This window comes from Dermabacter sp. Marseille-Q3180 (genome assembly GCF_940792985.1).
Classification (GTDB): Bacteria; Actinomycetota; Actinomycetes; order Actinomycetales; family Dermabacteraceae; genus Dermabacter; species Dermabacter vaginalis.
On the sequence record NZ_CALNWU010000001.1, the window covers coordinates 240,206 to 258,077 of the forward strand.

The following is a 17,872-nucleotide window of genomic DNA, read 5'->3' on the forward strand; positions in this document are numbered from 1 at the left end:
TCAGTCCTTCCGTGGGTGGGTGAAAACGCCATTAAACACGTCGCGATACGCGGTCGCGAGTCGAAGTGGATCGTGTGTGGGGGTTCCATCGCCGGTCGACACCATGCGCATGAGAACGTCAATTCCACGTTCGTGAGCGGCACTCGTCAGTGCTTTCCCACCGTCTCGTTCGGCGGAAGGGTCGGCAATGAGGGCGTCGAACGCGAGGCCTGGGGCCGCATCACACACGATGTTCAGGAGGTCAACCCCGGTGAGTCCGACGGTTTCCGAGCGCCCCGCCGCAAGATTCATCGTGAGAATTTTCCGTGCTTTTGTATGCTCGATCGCCTCGCGCAATTCGGGGATTTTCACGTGCGGGAGAACCGAGGTGTACCAACTTCCGGGGCCGATCACGAGCCATTCGGCCTCATCGATGGAGTCAAGGACCTCGCGTGCGATGGCGGGCTCGGGCGGGATCACGCGCAAGGTTTCGACGTGGCCGGTGGTCGCGGCAACATCCGCCTGTCCACGGATTGTCCGTGTCCCCTCCCCCGGGAACGACACGAGGGCTTCAATGTCGAGAGGCTCGAGTGCCATGGGCAGCACGCGCCCAGAGGTGCCGAGGAGCTCGCCCACGTAGTCGAGCGCGGCGATAGGGTCGTCCAGGAGCTGCCAAAGGGCAACGATGAGGAAGTTGCCGAGAGAGTGGCCATCCATGTCGCCCTCGGAGGTGAAGCGATGCTGTACGACATCGCGCCATGTCACTCCCCATTCCGAATCTTCACACAGGGCGGACAGCGCCATGCGGAGGTCCCCGGGCGGAAGGATCGGCATTTCAGCTCGGAGCCTGCCCGAAGAGCCTCCGTTATCGGCGACCGTGACGACAGCGGTGAGGTCGCGCGTGAGGTGTCGAAGCGCATTGAGGCTTGCCGAAAGGCCGTGCCCACCGCCGAAGGCCACGACTTTGGGCCCACGTGTGCGGCTGCGAAGAGGCGTGGGCATGAGTGAGGACGTACGCCTCGGAACATTCGCACTCACGGTCATTACTCCCGGCCGAGGTCGCGGTGGCGCACGCGCACGGGGTAGCCGAGCTTGCGAAGTTCATCCCCAACGTTTTCCGCGACTGCGACGGAGCGGTGTTTTCCACCGGTGCATCCGATCGCGACAGCCGCAAATTGTTTGTTTTCCTCACGATACCCGCGGAGAACAGGAATGAGCATGTCGACGTAGCGGGCGATGAACTCTTGCGCGTTGGCCTGTTCAAGAACGTAATCCGCGACCTCTTTATCGATGCCGCGCTTGTCGCGAAGCTCCGGAACCCAGTACGGGTTCGGGAGGAAGCGCACGTCGGCAACGTAATCCGATTCAATGGGAATTCCGTACTTGAAGCCGAAGCTAAGAACGTTAACGGTAACGGTGTGGTCGTCACCTTCGCCAAACTCTTTGCGCATGCGCATCGAGAGCTGATGGACGTTGAGAGGCGAGGTGTCGATGACGATGTCAGCCATGCGACGAAGTGGGGCAAGCTGCTCACGCTCACGGCGGATTCCTTCGAGCACTCCCTCCTCTCCCTGAAGAGGGTGGGGGCGGCGCACCGAGTCGAAGCGGCGCACGAGTGTATTTTGGTCGGCACTCAAGAAAACGAGGCGCGTGCGGACTTCTTGCTCGCGCAGGTCCTGAATGACCTCGGGGAGGTCGTTGAAGAACGGGCCCGAACGAGGATCTGTCACGACCGCAAAGCGATTGGCGCGACCTACAGCCTGCGACTGAAGATCGAAGAGCGTGCGAATCAACTGGGGCGCAATGTTGTAGACGACGTACCAGCCCATGTCCTCAAGAGCGTGTGCGGCGGTTTCACGCCCCGCTCCGGCAAGTCCCGTAATGATGACAATTTCCGGAGACACACCGCTTTGGTCCGACGCCTGCTGAGCCTCGGCGTCGCTCAGGTCTTTCGTGTGATCACTCAAGAATCTCTCCCGTCGTCATGTTTACCGCAGGGGCCCGCTCTTCGGATTGTAGTGCGGAGTGGATCGTTGCCGCGAGTGAAGGGCCAATCCCGGGAACACTCTCGAGATCCTCGACGCGGGCCTTACGAATGGCGTCGACCGTGGTGAACCGGTCGAGGAGGGCCCTGCGTCGGCTCGGTCCTAGTCCCGGAATTTCGTCAAGCACGCTCTCGTGCATGGAGCGTCCTCGCTTTGATCGGTGGAAGGTGATCGCGAATCGGTGTGCTTCGTCGCGAAGGCGTTGGATCAAAAAGAGTGCCTCGGAGGTTCGCGGGAGAATGAGGGGGTAGTCGTCATCGGGCACCCACACTTCTTCGAGGCGCTTCGCGATGCCAATGAGGGCAATGTCGCTGATGCCCATCTCCTCCATGACGCGTTTCGCAGCATTGACCTGTGGGAGACCGCCGTCCACGATCATGAGATTAGGCGGGTACGCGAAGCGCGTTGCGGAGGGGTCAACAGCCTCGCCGCTCGCGCGGGCTTCCTTGTGCTCGAGGTGGTGGCGAAGCCGGCGCCGGATCACGTCCTCGATGCTCGCGGTATCGTCCCTTGCAGCATCGCCCGAGATTGAGAACCGTCGGTATTCGCTCTTGCGCGGGAGGCCGTCTTCGAACACGACCATCGATCCCACGACGTTCGTGCCTTGCGAGTGGGAGATATCGAAACATTCGATGCGCAGCGGGGCGTCGTCCATACCGAGCGCTTCACCAAGTTCTTCGAGCGCTTTGGAGCGCGCAGTGAGGTCCCCCGTGCGGCGGAGCTTGCCAAGCCTCATCGCTTCCTTCGCATTAGCGCTCACCGTCTCGAGAAGAGCTTTCTTTTCGCCGCGCACCGGTACGCGGATGTCGATGCTTTGTCTGCCGAGAAGCTCTCGAATCTCGTCCGGACGCAAAGGCATGTGTGTCACGAGAATCTCGTGAGGAGGCTTCGTGTCGGTGCCTTGATACAACTGGGTGAGCGCGCGCTCCATAAGCTCCGCGGGACCCGAATCATCGAGCAGCTCGGCAACCCACCCGCGCTGGCCGCGAATACGCCCCCCGCGCACGTGGAATACCTGCACGCTGGCTTCAAGCTCATCGAGTTCGAGAGCAACAAGATCCGCATCGGTCGCGTCCGACAGCACGACCGAGTTTTTCTCCATGACCTTCTCCAGGGCGGCGATATCGTCACGGTACCGGGCTGCGGCCTCGTAGTCCATCTCGGCCGCCGCGGCTTTCATCTTGGCGCGTCGATCCCTCACGAAAGCGCCCGTATTGCCGTCCATAAAGGCGACGAGGTTCTCGGCAAGTTCGCGATGCTCGTCAAGGCTCACGTTGCCCACGCACGGCGCCGCGCACTTCCCGATGAAACCGAGAAGGCACGGGCGGCCCGAGCGTTCCGCGCGGCTATAGACGCCCTGAGTGCACGTTCTCACGGGGAATACTCGCAAGAGAAGATCGAGCGTTTCGCGGATGGCCCACACGTGAGCGTACGGTCCGAACGAGCGATCGGATTTGTGGCGTTCTTTGCGGGTAATCATCGCCCGTGGAACCTTGTTGCCCATCGTCACGACGAGGAACGGGTAGGACTTATCGTCGCGGAACTTGACGTTAAAGCGCGGGTCGAATTCTTTGATCCACGTGTACTCGAGCGTGAGCGCCTCGACATCGCTTGTCACGACCGTCCACTGCACCTGGCTCGCGGTCGTCACCATTTTTTGGGTGCGCGGGTGGAGATGCGTGAGGTCCTGAAAGTAATTACTCAGGCGCTGGCGAAGGTTCTTGGCCTTCCCCACGTAGATGACCCTCGAATCGGGATCGAGGAATCGATAAACGCCGGGATCCGTCGGAATAGACCCTGGCGCCGGACGGTACGTCGCCGGGTCAGCCATTACAGAAGATCCCTGAGGAACTGCCCGGTGAAGGACTCCTCGACCTTGGCGACTTGCTCGGGCGTACCCGTGGCGATCACGCGCCCACCACCGCTACCGCCTTCTGGGCCGAGGTCGATGAGGTAGTCGGCGCTCTTGATGACGTCGAGATTGTGCTCGATGACGACCACGGAGTTCCCCTTGTCCACAAGTCCCTGGAGCACCGCAAGAAGCTTCTTGATGTCCTCGAAATGGAGGCCTGTAGTCGGCTCGTCCAGCACGTAAATCGTGCGGCCCTTCGAGCGCTTATGAAGTTCCGCCGCGAGCTTCACGCGCTGCGCCTCACCACCCGAGAGCGTGGTGGCGGACTGCCCGAGTCGCACGTAGCCGAGCCCCACTTCCACGAGGGTCGCAAGCTGACGATGGATGGCAGGAACCGCTTCGAAGAACTCGACGGCTTCGGCGATGGGCATGTCGAGTACCTCAGCGACATTCTTGCCCTTGAAATGCACCTGGAGGGTCTCGGAGTTGTAGCGGGCCCCGTGACACACTTCGCACTTCACATAAACGTCCGGAAGGAAGTTCATTTCGATCTTGATCGTGCCGTCGCCGGCGCAGTTTTCGCAGCGCCCTCCCTTGACGTTAAAGGAGAAGCGCCCCGCCTTATAGCCGCGAACCTTCGCCTCGGCCGTCTGCGCAAAGAGCGTTCGAATGCGATCCCACACGCCCGTATACGTCGCGGGGTTCGATCGGGGCGTACGGCCAATCGGCGATTGGTCGACGTGCACGACCTTGTCGAGGTTCTCAAGCCCCTCCACTCGCGTGTGACGGCCAGGAACGACGCGTGCACGATTGAGGTTTTTGGCGAGCACACGGTAGAGGATGTCGTTGACGAGCGTGGACTTCCCCGAACCGGAGACGCCCGTGACCGCGGTGAAAAGACCGAGGGGGACGGTGACGTTGACGCCCTGGAGATTGTTTTCTCGCGCGTTCACCACTTTGAGCACGCGACCGCGATCCACCTTGCGTCGTTCCTTCGGCACCTCAATCGCACGCTCACCGCTCAGGTACTGACCGGTGATCGATCGCGGTTCCTCAAGGAGCCCTTCGTAGGCGCCCGAGTACACCACTTCGCCACCGTATTCGCCTGCTTTGGGGCCGATGTCCACGATCCAGTCGGCTGTGCGAAGCGTGTCCTCGTCGTGTTCCACCACGATGAGAGTATTGCCAAGATCGCGCAGCCTCACGAGAGTGTGGATGAGACGCTGGTTATCACGCTGGTGCAAGCCGATCGACGGCTCGTCGAGAACGTACAGCACGCCCACAAGCCCCGATCCGATTTGGGTCGCAAGACGGATACGCTGGGCCTCGCCGCCAGAAAGGGTTCCCGCAGCACGCGAGAGGTTGAGATAGTTGAGGCCCACGTCCACGAGGAACCCGAGGCGTGCGTGAATCTCGCGGAGGATCTCCTCGGCGATCGTCAGATCGCGCTCGGAGAATTCGACCCCCTCGAGAAACTTCTTTGCTTCGCCAATGGGGAGATCAGAGAACTCCGCAATTGACTTTCCCCCAACGGTAATGGCGAGAACCTCAGGCCTCAGCCTGCGGCCCTGGCACACGGGGCAGGGAGCGTTCCTCATGAACTGCTCATAACGCTCGCGAGCCCAATCGGATTCCGTGTCCTCGTGCCTACGCTTGAGGTAGTGCATGACGCCCTCGAAGCCCGTCGAGTACCGCCGTTCACGCCCGAAGCGATTGCGGTAACGCACGTGAACTTTGAAGTGATGGCCGTTGAGCAGAGCGTCCCTCGCTTCGCGAGAAAGATCCTTCCACGGCGTATCCATGGAAAATCCAAGCTCGCCGGCGAGTGCGCTCATCACCTGCTGGTGGTGGTCGGCGCTGCCGAGTGTCCACGGCGCAATTGCCCCTTCCGCAAGTGTCGCCGATTCATCGGGAACCACAAGTTCGGGGTCAATCTCGAGCCTCGTCCCAATGCCCGCGCACTCCGGGCACGCGCCGTAAGGAGCGTTAAACGAAAAGGATCGAGGTTCGATTTCTTCGAGTTCAAGCGGATGTTCATTGGGGCAGGCCCGCTTCTCGGAGAACCGACGAATACGCTCGGGTGAGCCTTCCTCTTCATCGACGAAGTCGGCGACCACCACACCGCCCGAAAGTCGGGTCGCAGTTTCCACCGAATCGGTCAGGCGCGTCCGTGAGCCGTCCTTGACGGCGAGGCGATCAACGATGACCTCAATCGTGTGCTTCTTCGTTTTCGCGAGCGAAATCTCGCTCGAAAGGCGCGTGACCTCGCCGTCGATGCGCGCGCGAGAAAAACCCTGCGACTGAAGTGAGCTCAAAAGGTCGGAGTGCTCGCCCTTACGCCCCTTCACCACTGGTGCGAGCAGCTGGAAGCGCGTTCCTTCAGGGTAAGCGAGGAGAGCGTCGACCATTTGCTCCGCACTTTGCGAGGAAATCTCTGCTCCACACGTAGGGCAGTGCTGGATCCCCGTGCGCGCAAAAAGGAGGCGCAAGTAGTCGTGAATCTCCGTGATTGTGCCGACCGTGGAGCGGGGGTTGCGGTTGGTCGATTTCTGGTCGATCGACACGGCGGGCGAAAGCCCCTCAATGAACTCCACTTTCGGTTTGTCCATCTGCCCGAGGAACTGCCGCGCATAGCTCGAAAGCGATTCGACGTATCGGCGCTGCCCCTCAGCGAAGATGGTGTCAAACGCGAGGGAGGATTTCCCCGATCCCGAAAGTCCCGAAAAGACCACGAGCGCATTGCGGGGGATCTCGAGGTCGATGTTCTTGAGGTTATGTTCGCGCGCACCGCGCACAATCAATGCTTCACTCACCCTCACAATTCTAGGAGTCGGTTCTGAAAAGCGAAGGGCGCCGCCGTAGCATGGTGAGCATGAGCACCCTCAGAAAGCAGTACACGGGAAGCGTGACGGTCGGCGGAGAAAGCGACGTGCGCACCCTCGGTTCACTTGTGATTCGCAAGGCCTCCGTCGGCCCGCTCGACAATAATGCCTACCTGCTCACGTGCAGAGTTTCGGGCGCGCAATTGCTCATCGATGCAGCTGCCGACGCCCCGCGCCTCATGCGCCTCATTCGGGAGGGCTCCCCCACCTCACGCCTCGATTCGATCCTCACGACCCACTCCCACCACGACCATGTGGGCGCCCTGGCCCAAATGCGCGCCGCGACTCAGGCAAAAACCTTTGCCGGGGCGAAAGACGCTCCGGAGATCCCCACCCCCACCGATGTGCCGCTCTCCAACGGTGACACGATCAGGGTGGGCGTGAACGACCTCGAGATCGTCAGCCTTCGGGGCCACACGCCGGGTTCCATCGCCGTCATCTATTGGGGGCAGGCCGACGGTACCCACGTGTTCACCGGAGACTCCCTCTTTCCCGGCGGCGTCGGCGCAACTCAGGGCGATTCGGAACGCTTCACGTCGCTCCTCAATGACGTTGACATGCGACTCTTCGGCGTGCTCCCCGACGAAACCTGGGTGTACCCAGGCCACGGTGAGGATACGACGATCGGAGCGGAGCGTCCCTACCTTGACGAATGGCGCGAGCGCGGCTGGTAGAGCGCGTTCTCAGGCGCCATCGGATGCAAGCTGGAAACGGCCCGTCAGGCTCACCGAATCGATCTGGTTCGCAAAAATCGCAAAGCGTGCCTGGGCCTGAGTCGCCTCCGCGGGCACGTCGAGCTTTTCGCATGAAAGCGCGTGCACGGTGTGGATGTAGCGATGCACACGGCCCTCGGGCGGGCATGGGCCACCGTAGCCCTCATATCCGTAATCGTTCACCCACTCGCGCACGCCGCCTGGAAGGTCTTCACCTTCCCCGATGCTCGCGATGCTCGCGGGAATATCGAAAGCGATCCAGTGCCAGAATCCCGAGCCGGTCGGGGCGTCTGGATCGAAGACGGTGAGCGCGAAAGATTGCGTGCCCTCGGGTGCCTCCGACCATGAGAGATCGGGGTGGATGTTCTGCCCGTGTGCGGCGTTCTCGGCGAAGCGAACGGGAATGGTCTCGCCCTCGGCGAAGGCGTCGGTGTGAATACGCATGGCGGTGTCTCCTTGCAAGCGATCGAAAACGGAATAACCGAGCGGCGCTGCACGGAGTGATCCGGCAATGCTACTCGGTTATGCGTTCATCGCGATCTAAGCACCCGTGAACTGTCGCAATTCCTTTTTGAGCTCCGTCACTTCGTCACGAATACGCGCGGCTACCTCGAACTGGAGGTTCTCGGCCGCCGCATGCATGTTCGCGGTCAGTTCCTCGATCATCTCGCGCAACGCTTTTTCAGGGTTATCCCCCAGGTCAAGGGCACGATTACCCGTCGTTCCTCCGCGCTCGGGCGAGCTCGAGCCCTTCATTCGCTCCTTGCCCTTGCGGTAGTCAGTCGCCAGCAGCGATTCGGTGTCGATATCCTCACGCGCGAGCATGTCTGTGACATCCGCAATTTTTTTGCGCAAAGGCTGCGGATCGATCCCGTTCTCCTGGTTGTACGCGATCTGGATCTCACGGCGACGGTTCGTCTCGTCGATCGCCTCTCGCATCGAATCGGTGATCGTATCGGCGTACATGTGTACCTGACCGGACACGTTTCGCGCAGCACGGCCAATGGTCTGGATGAGAGACGTGCGCGAACGGAGGAAGCCTTCCTTGTCGGCATCGAGAATCGCGACGAGCGAGACTTCGGGTAGGTCCAGGCCCTCACGCAGCAGGTTGATTCCCACGAGCACGTCGAATTCACCCTGGCGGAGCTCACGCAGCAGTTCAACCCTTCGAAGCGTGTCGACATCGGAGTGCAGGTATTGCACGCGCACGCCGTTTTCCAGCAGGAAGTCGGTGAGATCCTCGGCCATGCGTTTCGTGAGCGTCGTGACGAGGACGCGTTCGTTCTTGTCGACTCGTTTTTCAATCTCCGCGCGAAGATCATCGATCTGCCCTCGCACGGGTTTGACGATCACTTCGGGATCCACGAGCCCCGTGGGGCGAATGATCTGCTCGACGTAGCCGTTTGAGCGTTCAAGTTCGTACTGCGCGGGCGTTGCCGAGAGGTACACGGTCTGTCCCGTACGTTCGATGAACTCATCAAAGCGCAGTGGCCTATTGTCGAGCGCCGAGGGCAAACGGAAGCCGAAATCGACCAACGTGCGTTTGCGGGAACGGTCCCCCTCGAACATCGCACCAATCTGCGGCACGGTGACGTGCGATTCGTCGATGATGAGCACAAAATCTTCGGGGAAGTAGTCAAGGAGCGTGTTCGGGGGCGTGCCAGGCCCACGACCATCGAAATGACGCGAGTAGTTCTCGACGCCGTTCGTCGTGCCTGTTTGGCGGAGCATCTCAATGTCGTGCGTCGTGCGCATCCAAAGGCGCTGTGCCTCGAGGAGCTTGTTCTCGCTCTCGAGCTCTTCAAGACGCTCGGCAAGTTCGGCCTCGATGTCCTTGATCGCGCGGTGAAGCCGTTCGGGACCCGCAACGTAGTGGGACGCAGGGAAGATATGGATCTGCTCTTCTTCCCGGATCACCTCACCGGTCACGGGATGGAGCGTGTAGAGCGCATCGATCTCATCGCCGAAAAATTCGATGCGAATCGCGAGCTCTTCGTACATGGGGATAATCTCGACCGTATCGCCGCGCACTCGGAAAGTGCCGCGCACGAACGCTACGTCATTGCGGTCGTACTGCATGTCGATAAATTGGCGAAGAAGATCGTCGCGCTCAATCTGCTGGCCAACCTTCAAAAGCACCATGCGGTCCACGTACTCTTGCGGAGTACCGAGGCCGTAAATGCAGCTCACCGAGCTCACGACGACCACGTCGCGTCGGGTCAGAAGCGAGTTCGTCGCGCTGTGGCGCAGACGCTCGACCTCGGCGTTAATCGAGGAGTCCTTCTCGATGTAGGTATCCGACTGAGGAACGTACGCCTCGGGCTGGTAGTAGTCGTAGTAACTCACGAAGTACTCGACCGCGTTGTTCGGGAGAAGCTCGCGAAACTCGCTCGCGAGCTGCGCCGCGAGGGTTTTGTTGTGCGCCATCACGAGGGTCGGGCGTTGAAGCTTTTCGATCAGCCACGCCGCGGTCGCGCTCTTGCCGGTGCCGGTCGCGCCGAGGAGTACCACATCTTGTTCACCGGCATTGATGCGAGCGGCAAGTTCTTCAATGGCCTTCGGCTGATCGCCGGCGGGCTTGTACTCGGATACAACTTCAAAGGGCTTGAGCGCACGGGTCAGTTCGGTCACGGGACGCATGGCTTAAGCCTAGCGCCCGCTGCTTACTCGAGAGCGTGGAGCCGGTCACGAATGAGTCTGCGCGCCGAGGCGAGGGCAGCGTCGGCACGCGTCTCGAGGCCCTCGGGTGCCCCCGCATTGTCGATGAACACATCGCCTCGGGCCTGGCGTTCCTTATCACTCACTTGCGCCCGAATCACCCCCTCGACGTACTCGCGGGTCTTGCCGCGCTCGCGGACGACTCGGTCAATGCGCTCCCCATCGGGGGTAAGTACCACAACAATCGCCTCATAATGAGCGTCGTGTCCGAGTTCGAACAGCAAAGGCGAATCGTGGACGACAAGGAGCGATGCCCCCGCGGCCGTCGTCTTCGCCAAGTCCTTTTCGAGCCTTGCTACCTCGGCCCACAAGTAGCGATGAACGATCTCTTCGAGTTCAGCGCGTGCACGGGAATCGTTGAACACGAGGGCGGCGAGTGCCGCACGGTCAGCCGTTCCCGTAGCCGAGTCACGGTATTCCTCACCGAAGTGGGCAATCGCCTCCTCGAGCCCGTCCCCCGGTTGGTCGAGAACAGCGCGCGAAAGGGCGTCTAAATCGATCACGTGGTGCCCTTCTCGGGCCCATATTTTTCCGACGGTGGACTTGCCCGAACCGATGCCCCCCGTGAGGCCGATGCGGTGCACTCCGGGGGGAGCGTCGGGAACGGAAACGTGCGTCATGTGAGTTCACTCCTAGCCTTGGGAGAGTTGAGCAACAGCCTGCTTCTGGACTTCGCGCCCGCTCCAATAGATTAGAGGAGTGAACACCACGCCCGATCACTTTCTCCTCACGAATCAGCTGCTCATTGCAATCGACCTCATCGGCGTGTTTGTGATGGGTATCGTCGGCGGCTCTCTTGCACGCCGCCTCCAGTTCGATGCTGTGGGGTACGCCGTTCTCGGAGTGATCTCGGGCCTCGGAGGCGGCATCATCCGCGACCTCATTCTCAATTACGGCATTCCCGCGGCCTTCGCTAATCCCCTGTACCTTACGGTCAGTCTCGCGGGCTCAGCGATCGCCTACGTTGCGTCATCCGAAGGCCCCATGTGGCGTCACACGACAACCGTGCTCGACTGTATCGCGCTCGGCCTCTGGGCAGCGATCGGCACCGCAAAATCGATGCTCGTTGGCCTCTCCCCGCTGCCCGCGGTGATGCTGGGCGTCACGACTGGTATTGGCGGTGGCATCATCCGCGACATGGCCGTGGGGCGCATCCCGGTCGTGTTCGGCGGCGGTCCCCTCTATGCGACTGCCGCTCTTCTCACGTCGGTACTCACGTGGCTCGTCTACTACTTTGATCTTCCCGCCTGGACAGTGCTCATCGCCGCCGGGTGCGGCACACTTCTTGCGATCTTCGCGCAGTGGAAGCAGTGGAGCCTCCCCACGAAAACTCCCGACCTGACTGTGACCATGAGCCCGAGCCAGCTTCGTGCGTTCGCTCGGCGCGTGCGGAAGGCTGAACGGCGCCGCGTGGCGATCGAGACGGGCGCGATTCCCGTCGTCAACATCGACAACGACGACCTCGCGCGGGACATCCTCGAAAATCCTCCCGAGGTCGAGCCTTAAGCGCGAGCACAGATCCGCGCCCACCACACCTTCCGGGCGATTTCACGCGCTAATCGCGTCGTAGCACTCCTCGAGCAAGTCCTCGCTTGGCCCTTCGAGGCGAACGGGCTTCTCCGTGTCCTCGAGGATCACGAAACGCAGCGTGGCCCCACGCGCCTTTTTATCGCGCGCCATCGCCTCCCGGAGCTTGGCAAATTGCCCCTTTCGATAGCACGTGGGCAGGTCGAGCGACGTGAGAACCGAACGATGGCGAGCGAGCACGTGTGAGCTCAAATAACCTGCTCGGTGGGCGAGCTCGGCCGCAAACACCATTCCGACGGCGACCGCGTCACCGTGACGCCACGTGTACTGTTCGTGGCGTTCGATCGCGTGAGCCAGGGTGTGCCCGTAGTTGAGGATCTCGCGGCGGCCCTTCTCGGTAAGGTCCTCGCTCACGACATCGGCCTTGAGACGGATCGCCCGGGTCATGATTTCGGCAAACTCTGACGCACGCGTGTCGAGAACACGACGCGGATCGGCCTCGATGATCTCGAGAATACGTTCATCGGCAATGAAACCCGCCTTCACGACTTCCGCGAGGCCCGCTGACACATCGTGCCCGGGTAAGCCGTCGAGTGCCTCGAGATCCGCGATCACCGCGAGCGGCGTGTGGAACGCCCCCACGAGGTTTTTCCCCTCCGCGGTGTTGATGCCGGTCTTGCCTCCCACCGCGGCATCGACCATTCCCGCCACCGTTGTTGGCACGTGAATGACGTCGATTCCCCGCAGCCACGTCGCCGCGGCGAACCCCGCTAGATCAGTCGCGGCGCCGCCGCCCACCCCGATGAGGAGATCGCTTCGCGTGAAGTCCTGCGTCCCGAGAATACGCCAAAGCTCCGAGAGAGTTTCGACTCCCTTGGCCTGCTCCGCGTCCGGAATTTCCACGGTGAAAGCCTTGCGACCGTCGGACTCAAGTGCCCTGGCGAGAGCACGTGCCCTGCCCGCCACCGGTTCTTGGTGAACGATGAGCACGCGAAGGACGCTTTCAGGGATCGCGGTGAGGATCGTGCTGTCGAGGCCACGGCCGACCGTCACGCTATAGGAGTGCGTTCCCTCCCCCACTTTGATCACCGTGGCGGCCGTACCGTCATGACTCGTCATGTGCTGTCCCTTCGCTCTCGAGGAGTGTTGAACGCTTGCAAAGTTCACGCACAAGCACCGACGCGAGGTCCTTGGGAGCCGCGCCATTCGTGTCAAGAACCCAGGTGGCAACCTCGGTGAAGAACGGTTCACGGGCGCGGCTCACCGACACCCAGCGCGCGTGCGGGTCACCCCCCGCGAGAACGGGCCGGCCACCACCGCTACCGATGCGCTCGGGGGCATGAGCGGAATCAAGCGCAAGGTACACAACGGTGACATCGCGCAGGCGCTCGCGGGTCGCGGATGACGTCACTGCTCCGCCACCAAGGGCCAGTACGCCGCTATGGAAGGTGAGAAGACGCGCGATCACGCGCTCTTCCAGGGCACGGAAATGTCGCTCTCCATCGGTCGCAAAGATTTCGGGAATCGCACGGCCTGCTTCACGCTCGATCTCGGCATCAGAATCCCGAAAAGCGACGTCAAGAGTTTCCGCAACGAGCCGCCCCACCGTGCTTTTCCCCGCGCCCATGGGGCCCACGAGCACAAGCCTAGGGCCCTGATCGTTCAGCTCGGGCGCACGAAGCCGCGTTAGCCGCGCGTCCTGGTGCGGAGCACTCATGCCGCACCCGCGCCGGAAGTTTCGGCGCATGTGCGAATCGCCTCGACGCGAGGCGCAATCTCGCCGACACTATCGCCGCCAACCTTTTCGAGAAGTGCCTCAGCGAGCGTGATCGCCACCATCGCTTCCGCAATCACCGCGGCAGGAGCCACCGCACACACGTCGGAGCGCTGGTGGTTGGCGGTCGCTTCAGCGCCCGTTACCGTATCGATCGTTCGCAGGGCCCTTGGCACCGTAGAGATGGGCTTGAGGGCACCGCGCACAGAGATAATCTCGCCGTTCGAAATTCCGCCCTCGGTGCCGCCCGCCCGGTTCGAGGCGCGGCGTGTGCCTGCCGGGCCATGCCCACCGGAAAGGATTTCGTCGTGGGCGAGGCTTCCACGTCGCCCCGCGTTAGCGAAGCCCTCCCCGATTTCTACGCCCTTCATCGCCTGGATGCTCATGACAGCCTGGGCGAGGCGACCGTCGAGCTTGCGATTCCACTGCGTGTGTGAGCCGAGGCCCACGGGAACGTCGTACGCGAGCACTTCAACGATGCCACCGAGGGTGTCAGCGTCCCCCTTCGCGGCATCCACCTCAGCGACCATGGCTTTTGACGATGCAGCGTGGAAGCAACGCAAAGGATCGTCGTCAAGCGCGGGGGCGTCAGCGGGGGTCGGAAGCACAGCGCCTTCTGGAACCCGGGCACCACCCACCTGCAGCGTATGGGACACAAGCCTGATGCCAGCGGCTTGCGCGAGAAGCGCCTCGCACAAGGCACCGATAACAACGCGTGCGGCGGTCTCTCGCGCGCTCGCACGCTCAAGCACGTTTCGCGCATCCTCGTGACCGTACTTGGCCATGCCGGCAAGATCCGCGTGACCGGGGCGCGGACGCGTCAGAGGTTTGTTGCGTGCAATTTCACGCTCATCGCCCGTGCCGGCATCGATCAGGAGATCCTCGCGTGACACGGGATCAGCGCTCATGACTTTCTCCCATTTCGGCCACTCGGTGTTCTTAATTTCTACCGCGATGGGAGAACCGAGGGTCACGCCGTGACGCACGCCCGAGAGGATGCGGATCTCATCCTGTTCGAACTTCTGCCGTGCTCCGCGCCCATAGCCGAGGCGCCGCCGCGCAAGCGCGGAGCGCAGTGTTTCGTGCGTGACCTCAACTCCAGCGGGGAAACCGTCAATTATTGCCACGAGCGAGGGGCCGTGTGACTCCCCCGCGGTCATCCAATTCAGCACTGGTGGCCTTTCTGGTATGAGGTGGGCGTGATGCGAGCGCCCGTTGCCGACGCCATTCAGGTTAAAGGCGAAAGCGCCCCCCGCAAAACGAGGAGCGCTTTCGTGAGATCGCTAAGCGATCACTTTGTTCAGTTGTTGCCCGTGAGCTTCTCGCGAAGCGCCGCGAGGGCCTCGTCGGAAGCGAGGGTGCCCTCGTCGCTCGAGGACGACTGGAACGAGGTCGGTGCGGCCTCGCTAGCCGCCGGAGCGGCTGCCTGAGCTTCGGCGTCTGCCTTCGCAGCCTCGGCAACCTGGGCCTTGTGCTGGGTCCAGCGCTCGTAAGCACGGGCGTAGTCGGCCTCCCAGGCCTCGCGCTGCGCCTCGTAGCCTTCGAGCCACTCATTGGTCTCGGGATCGAAGCCCTCGGGGTACTTGTACTCGCCGTTTTCGTCGTACTCCGCGGCCATGCCGTAGAGAGCAGGATCGAAGGTCGAGTCGTCGCCTTCGGGGTCGACGCCTTCGTTGGCCTGCTTGAGCGAGAGCGAAATGCGGCGGCGTTCGAGGTCGATGTCGATGACCTTGACGAAGACCTCCTGGTCAACGCTCACAACCTGCTCGGGGAGGTCAACGTGGCGCTGGGCGAGCTCGGAGATGTGCACGAGGCCCTCGATGCCGTCCTCGACACGAACGAACGCGCCGAAGGGAACGAGCTTCGTCACCTTGCCCGGCACAACCTGACCGATGGCGTGGGTGCGGGCGAAGAGCTGCCATGGGTCTTCCTGGGTGGCCTTGAGCGAGAGCGACACGCGCTCGCGATCCATCTCGACCGAGAGAACCTCAACCTTGACGGGCTGGCCAACCTCGACAACCTCGCTCGGGTGGTCGATGTGCTTCCAGGAAAGCTCGGAGACGTGGACGAGACCGTCGACCCCGCCGAGGTCCACGAACGCACCGAAGTTGACGATCGAGGACACGTGACCCTCGCGAACCTGACCCTTCTGCAGGGTCTGGAGGAAGTCGGTGCGGACCGATGCCTGGGTCTCTTCGAGGTAGGCGCGGCGCGAAAGCACGACGTTGTTGCGGTTCTTGTCGAGCTCAATGATCTTCGCTTCGAGCTCCTGGCCGATGTACGGCTGGAGGTCGCGCACGCGGCGCATCTCAACGAGCGACGCGGGGAGGAAGCCACGAAGGCCGATGTCAACGATGAGGCCGCCCTTGACAACCTCGATGACGGTACCGGTGACGACACCCTCGTTTTCCTTGATGTCCTCGATCGAGCCCCACGCACGCTCGTACTGCGCGCGCTTCTTCGAGAGGATCAGGCGACCTTCCTTGTCCTCCTTCTGGAGAACGAGTGCCTCGACCTCGTCGCCAACCTCGACAACCTCATCGGGGTCGACATCGTGCTTGATCGAGAGTTCGCGGGAAGGAATGACACCTTCGGTCTTGTAGCCGATGTCAAGAAGAACCTCGTCCCGGTCAACCTTGACGACGGTGCCCTCGACGATGTCGCCATCGTTGAAGTACTTGATGGTCGAATCGATCGCGGCGAGGAGTTCCTCTTCGCTACCGATATCGTTGATGGCGATCTGAGGTGCGTTGTTCGTGGTCATGTAGTAAATGGCTCCGTCGGGACAGGTAGTAGTTGGTACAGAAACACGTGTGGGCATAGCGCACACACCTGATCTAGCCTAGCGGTCTGCATACGCGGGGGTCAACGAAATCCCCACTCATAAGCGCCCTCTGCGCCGGGAGGTGACTAATTCAACACTCACGCCCGCCCCCGCACTTCTGAATTGCAGAGGGGTTGTGGGGGTTTGCCGTGCCGCATCGCGGGCTGCTTGGCCTGCGAGGCACGACGTACGCGGCGCCCACTCCACCGTCTGCCTCTCGCACACTCGCCCCACGGCCTGGACGGGCCCACGATCCGCACACACCAAGCGCCTGGAAGGCCCCCTTGCATAAATCTCCGGTTTTTGTCGCGACTCATGGGAAACGATAGTGGGCGCGCTTCGCGGCCCTCACAAACGGACCCGGCCCGATTGCCCTCGGCCGCACCATCGTGAAGGTCGGGCTGCCGGCGATTATCAGCCGCCTCCACCCCAACCTCACTGAATTCCATAGGGGTTGTGGGGGTTTGAAACCACAGGGTTTGGGGGATATTGGCCCCTAAGTCAGTGGGGCTTTGACTCTATAGAGCCCAGGAGTTGTGATCCCAGGGCACTTGCGCGACATAGACCGCCTCATGATGGTGGAGAAAAACGACGAGAGGACTTCCGAAACGGTGCCGCCTCATTTTCTCGCCCCCGCCCAACGGGAGACTAAAACTTAGTTCTTCTTGCGCGGTTTCGTGAGCGTTTTCTTCTCCGCCTCCGGGTTCAACGGCCCCAGCGTATCCTCACCCCGTTCTGGAATATCGAGATACTCCTCGGGGACCTCATCCCCCACAAGACGCGCCTGACGAAGATCCGAATACATCCACTTCGGTTCAGACCTCACCTGCACAGTGCCATCAATCGGCTGCCACGCACCCCCACCAACCGAAAACTCCCCACTAAAAACCGTCACCAACGACACCTCATACCACCCCTCGAACGCATACCCCATCGACACATCCTTATTCGGAAACGGCCTACCGGGAAACGAGGTCGTGAGCACCGTCCCATCACCAAAATCCCAGATATATTTCACCGGCGTCGCCCGCACACTCACAGCCTGACCGAGCATCTCCACCTCAAAAGTCTACACCCGAGACTCCGCCCACACCACCATGTCCAACCCAATCGGGATCCACTCTCCCGGCGGCCCCAAATGTGCCACAAGCGGCTCCACACCAAGCGACCGAAAATCCTCCTGCGACACCACCGGCATCACAGGAGCACCCCCACCCGAGCTCGAAGACGGCGACGAACACCCCGACACACGCTCCGTCCCCAAAATCGGCGCCCCCGTCGACACCTCCACCTCACGCCCCACCACCACTGACGCCCCCGGAAAAGCAACCGGACACGCTGCCCGCACAGTGCGACAAAACGACGTCACAGCAAGCACCCGAAACACATCAGGCCCACCACTTCGACAACCCAAATCCCGATCACTCGCCGACACCCACACCCGCCGCGGGCCATCCGTCACCGCATCACGCTTCCCCGGCGACATATCCACAGGCCGCTCAACAGAATCACCACGACCACGCCCCGGCTTTGGATCACGCCGCACAGAAATGTTGAT

General features: G+C 61.8%; 14 protein-coding genes. 2 read left to right on the top strand and 12 right to left on the bottom strand.

Going from position 1 to position 17,872, the window contains the following annotated elements:
• The 4 genes from NBW56_RS01140 to uvrA are packed head-to-tail and all read right to left on the bottom strand — an operon-like array spanning nucleotide 1 to nucleotide 6,689.
• Nucleotides 1–1,023 (bottom strand): gluconeogenesis factor YvcK family protein, encoded by a 1,023-nt coding sequence (locus NBW56_RS01140; protein WP_317889363.1) that lies wholly within the window; start codon nucleotides 1,021–1,023, stop codon nucleotides 1–3.
• Complete coding sequence (gene rapZ, locus NBW56_RS01145; RefSeq protein ID WP_250258513.1) at nucleotides 1,023–1,925, bottom strand: RNase adapter RapZ; 903 nt, start codon at nucleotides 1,923–1,925, stop codon at nucleotides 1,023–1,025. Before rapZ ends, NBW56_RS01140 begins: the two co-directional genes overlap by 1 nt.
• A gap of 13 nt (nucleotides 1,926–1,938) precedes the next feature.
• The gene (uvrC, locus tag NBW56_RS01150) at nucleotides 1,939–3,855 is read right to left on the bottom strand and encodes an excinuclease ABC subunit UvrC (protein ID WP_250257663.1); all 1,917 of its coding nucleotides are present in this window, start codon (nucleotides 3,853–3,855) and stop codon (nucleotides 1,939–1,941) included.
• A complete protein-coding gene (gene uvrA, locus NBW56_RS01155; RefSeq protein ID WP_150333214.1) occupies nucleotides 3,855–6,689 on the bottom strand; it encodes an excinuclease ABC subunit UvrA in 2,835 nt (944 codons plus the stop codon). Before uvrA ends, uvrC begins: the two co-directional genes overlap by 1 nt.
• A gap of 50 nt (nucleotides 6,690–6,739) precedes the next feature.
• Here uvrA and NBW56_RS01160 point away from each other — a divergent pair, with 50 nt between their 5' ends.
• Entirely contained in the window at nucleotides 6,740–7,432 is a 693-nt protein-coding gene (locus NBW56_RS01160) for an MBL fold metallo-hydrolase (protein ID WP_250257664.1), read from the top strand.
• Nucleotides 7,433–7,441: 9 nt separating this feature from the next.
• On the opposite strand, the gene NBW56_RS01165 is transcribed toward NBW56_RS01160, so the two are convergent.
• The 3 genes from NBW56_RS01165 to coaE form a co-directional block, all read right to left on the bottom strand.
• Entirely contained in the window at nucleotides 7,442–7,915 is a 474-nt protein-coding gene (locus tag NBW56_RS01165; protein ID WP_250257665.1) for a YbhB/YbcL family Raf kinase inhibitor-like protein, read from the bottom strand.
• Between the two features lie 96 nt (nucleotides 7,916–8,011).
• Nucleotides 8,012–10,111 carry an excinuclease ABC subunit UvrB gene (uvrB, locus tag NBW56_RS01170; RefSeq protein WP_250257666.1) on the bottom strand — a complete coding sequence of 700 codons (2,100 nt, stop codon included), beginning with the start codon at nucleotides 10,109–10,111 and terminating at the stop codon, nucleotides 8,012–8,014.
• 23 nt (nucleotides 10,112–10,134) lie between these two features.
• Entirely contained in the window at nucleotides 10,135–10,809 is a 675-nt protein-coding gene (coaE, locus tag NBW56_RS01175) for a dephospho-CoA kinase (RefSeq protein ID WP_250257667.1), read from the bottom strand.
• Nucleotides 10,810–10,888: 79 nt separating this feature from the next.
• Here coaE and NBW56_RS01180 point away from each other — a divergent pair, with 79 nt between their 5' ends.
• Nucleotides 10,889–11,695, top strand: a complete 807-nt coding sequence (locus tag NBW56_RS01180) for a trimeric intracellular cation channel family protein (protein WP_250257668.1) — start codon at nucleotides 10,889–10,891, stop codon at nucleotides 11,693–11,695.
• Nucleotides 11,696–11,737: 42 nt separating this feature from the next.
• On the opposite strand, the gene aroB is transcribed toward NBW56_RS01180, so the two are convergent.
• From aroB to NBW56_RS01205, 5 genes are all read right to left on the bottom strand, one after another.
• Entirely contained in the window at nucleotides 11,738–12,835 is a 1,098-nt protein-coding gene (gene aroB / locus NBW56_RS01185; protein WP_250257669.1) for a 3-dehydroquinate synthase, read from the bottom strand.
• Nucleotides 12,822–13,433, bottom strand: coding sequence for a shikimate kinase (locus tag NBW56_RS01190; protein WP_250257670.1), 612 nt, complete (start codon nucleotides 13,431–13,433; stop codon nucleotides 12,822–12,824). Before NBW56_RS01190 ends, aroB begins: the two co-directional genes overlap by 14 nt.
• Nucleotides 13,430–14,662, bottom strand: a complete 1,233-nt coding sequence (aroC, locus tag NBW56_RS01195) for a chorismate synthase (RefSeq protein WP_250257671.1) — start codon at nucleotides 14,660–14,662, stop codon at nucleotides 13,430–13,432. The genes NBW56_RS01190 and aroC overlap by 4 nt, the downstream gene beginning before the upstream one ends.
• A 128-nt stretch (nucleotides 14,663–14,790) precedes the next feature.
• Nucleotides 14,791–16,254, bottom strand: coding sequence for a 30S ribosomal protein S1 (rpsA, locus tag NBW56_RS01200; RefSeq protein WP_061211984.1), 1,464 nt, complete (start codon nucleotides 16,252–16,254; stop codon nucleotides 14,791–14,793).
• A gap of 715 nt (nucleotides 16,255–16,969) precedes the next feature.
• Nucleotides 16,970–17,368, bottom strand: a complete 399-nt coding sequence (locus NBW56_RS01205) for a PKD domain-containing protein (protein ID WP_250258514.1) — start codon at nucleotides 17,366–17,368, stop codon at nucleotides 16,970–16,972.
• Nucleotides 17,369–17,872: the final 504 nt, after the last annotated feature.

What these genes read in the sequence shown, in the direction of transcription:
- NBW56_RS01160 (WP_250257664.1), top strand. Translation starts at nt 6,740, where the DNA reads ATGGTGAGCATGAGCACCCTCAGAAAGCAGTACACGGGAAGCGTGACG.
- aroB (WP_250257669.1), bottom strand. Translation starts at nt 12,835, where the DNA reads ATGACGAGTCATGACGGTACGGCCGCCACGGTGATCAAAGTGGGGGAG.
- NBW56_RS01140 (WP_317889363.1), bottom strand. Translation starts at nt 1,023, where the DNA reads ATGACCGTGAGTGCGAATGTTCCGAGGCGTACGTCCTCACTCATGCCC.
- NBW56_RS01165 (WP_250257665.1), bottom strand. Translation starts at nt 7,915, where the DNA reads ATGCGTATTCACACCGACGCCTTCGCCGAGGGCGAGACCATTCCCGTT.
- rpsA (WP_061211984.1), bottom strand. Translation starts at nt 16,254, where the DNA reads ATGACCACGAACAACGCACCTCAGATCGCCATCAACGATATCGGTAGC.
- NBW56_RS01205 (WP_250258514.1), bottom strand. Translation starts at nt 17,368, where the DNA reads ATGCTCGGTCAGGCTGTGAGTGTGCGGGCGACGCCGGTGAAATATATC.
- uvrC (WP_250257663.1), bottom strand. Translation starts at nt 3,855, where the DNA reads ATGGCTGACCCGGCGACGTACCGTCCGGCGCCAGGGTCTATTCCGACG.
- NBW56_RS01190 (WP_250257670.1), bottom strand. Translation starts at nt 13,433, where the DNA reads ATGAGTGCTCCGCACCAGGACGCGCGGCTAACGCGGCTTCGTGCGCCC.
- uvrB (WP_250257666.1), bottom strand. Translation starts at nt 10,111, where the DNA reads ATGCGTCCCGTGACCGAACTGACCCGTGCGCTCAAGCCCTTTGAAGTT.
- coaE (WP_250257667.1), bottom strand. Translation starts at nt 10,809, where the DNA reads ATGACGCACGTTTCCGTTCCCGACGCTCCCCCCGGAGTGCACCGCATC.